Here is a 1,897-nt window from a genome sequence, read left to right on the forward strand (position 1 = left end):
CCTCTGGTGGCCGATGGCACGGCCATGTCGGATGGTACGGCCATTGTGCTGGCAGACATCATGAATGGCACCATTTACAAAACATGGTCCATTCAGAAAAAACTGGGCACTCAGTTCCAGATCTACCCCGGCAGCATGGTCAGTCAGGCACAGATCAGCCTCCAGCAGGGGCAGGTGCCGACCATCCAGTTGGACATGCAGTGCGCCAATCTGCTCCTGTCCGCCTCGGCGCTGACGCAAACCGTCACCCCGCGCACCACCAGCCTGATCATGGACACGGTGGGCGGTTTTGCCGGGGCTACCATCTTTGGCAAGGCTCCATCTGGTTGCGTGCGGACCGCCACCATTACCCTGTCCCGTGACGGCAATGCCCAGGACATTGGCATGGGTCATGCTGATGCCTGCGGTATCCGGTTCGGCAGTTTCAAGGCAGCGGGTTCTTTGGAGTATTTCTTCAAGGACTACACGGAGTTCCAGAAGGTCCAGTCCGGTGTGACCGGCCCCGTGACCCTTGCCATGAAGGGCGAAGATGGTCGGGGTTACGTGTTTGTTTTCGTCAACGCTACGCTACGGAATTTCAAAACCCTGATTACGGGCAAGAATGCCACGGTTGTGGCGCAGTGCGACATTGAGGCTAACCCGGCACCCGGCGGTCTGACCTTCGCAATTTTCCGTATCTGACAGCAGTTTTCCCAAGGATCGTCATAATATGACGATCCTTTTTCCTTCATGGCCGCCTGAGCGGCCTTTTTCATGTGGAGTTTCCAATGCCTGCTCTTTCCGATCTTGCTATCGATAGCAACGCCATCAACGACGGTGCATGGGTCAATATTGATGAATACCCCGGCCTCAAGATCAAAAGTCGTGGCTACACTGATGCTTTTGTCGATGCGCAGAACCGCCGTCTGGACAAGGCTATGCGGGCTGCCAGCGTGTCCAGCCCGGCCCTGATTGGCAATGCTGTGCGCCGCCAGATCAACGCCAAGTTGCTGGCAGATTTCCTTGTTGTGGACGTGGATGGTCTGTTTAAGGATACGGCTCAGACCCAGCCGGTTACGGTCGATGAATTCAAGACCCTGCTGCAAGACCCCAAATATTCCCGCCTGATGAACGCATGCTGGGAAGCGGCTGGCTCGGTTACGCGCGATGGGGCAAGCCAGGCTGAGGAAGCTGAGGGAAACTCTGTGCCGCCCTCCTCTGGCAGCTAGATTGGGGAGAGTGTCCCGACCTATGGGATGACCCCGATGTGGCATCGGAGCGAGTTGATCCTATGCCATGTTACTACTGGATATGGCGGGCATGGCACCGCCTATCCACAAGTCGGCGGGAAAGTCTGCTCATCTTCGGCACTCCCTTTGGCGGCACCATTTCCAAAAACCAGCCCAGAGGCACGCCATGGCCAATCGTTAAGATGTGGGCAGAGCACCATCATCTGACCAATGCAGAAATGGCGCTGCTTGACCGCTGCATTATCGCCATGGACCGCGTGTTTGCGCAGTTCTGGGCGGACAAGAACAAGGCATAAGACCATGGCGAGATCCGCAATGCGTTGGTCCACTGTTCTGCGTGAGCAGGTCAACCTGCAAATCAGCAGGGGAGCATCAGCTCAGGCAATCCATGCCGCTGTAGCCCAGAAGAGCCGCCTCATCCGTGATACGGCCATCCAGCAGGGCCGCGCCTCGCCTGTTTATGTCACCAAAGTGGATGGCAGGCGGGGGGCTGCGGAGGAAACGGCCCAGCTTGCAGGCGGCACCATTACCTATGTGTTCAGCCAGCTCGCGCAGGCCGCAAACTGGGCGCTGGATGAGTGCCGCAAACGCTCGCCAGTGCGCAGTGGCGCTTTCCGCAAAAGCTGGGCTGTGCTGGTGGACGGAAAGCTATGGGACGCGGCCCCCGC

3 protein-coding genes and 1 pseudogene are annotated in these 1,897 nt (G+C 58.0%); all 4 read left to right on the forward strand.

The window, feature by feature from the left end:
- On the forward strand, positions 1 to 681 hold a 681-nt coding region (locus tag HK26_RS13555), incomplete at its 5' end, for a phage tail tube protein (protein ID WP_257640996.1).
- Positions 682 to 767: 86 nt separating this feature from the next.
- On the forward strand, positions 768 to 1,208 hold the full coding sequence (locus HK26_RS11790) for a hypothetical protein (RefSeq protein WP_086639959.1): 441 nt from the start codon (positions 768 to 770) through the stop codon (positions 1,206 to 1,208).
- Between the two features lie 62 nt (positions 1,209 to 1,270).
- Complete coding sequence (locus tag HK26_RS11795; protein WP_086639960.1) at positions 1,271 to 1,525, forward strand: hypothetical protein; 255 nt, start codon at positions 1,271 to 1,273, stop codon at positions 1,523 to 1,525.
- Positions 1,526 to 1,529: 4 nt separating this feature from the next.
- Positions 1,530 to 1,897: pseudogene (locus HK26_RS11800) on the forward strand (hypothetical protein); the annotation flags it as partial.

Source organism: Acetobacter okinawensis (assembly GCF_002153655.1).
Classification (GTDB): Bacteria; Pseudomonadota; Alphaproteobacteria; order Acetobacterales; family Acetobacteraceae; genus Acetobacter; species Acetobacter okinawensis_A.

Coding starts and splice junctions, on each gene's coding strand:
- HK26_RS11795 (WP_086639960.1), top strand. CDS start 1,271: ATGCCATGTTACTACTGGATATGGCGGGCATGGCACCGCCTATCCACA.
- HK26_RS11790 (WP_086639959.1), top strand. CDS start 768: ATGCCTGCTCTTTCCGATCTTGCTATCGATAGCAACGCCATCAACGAC.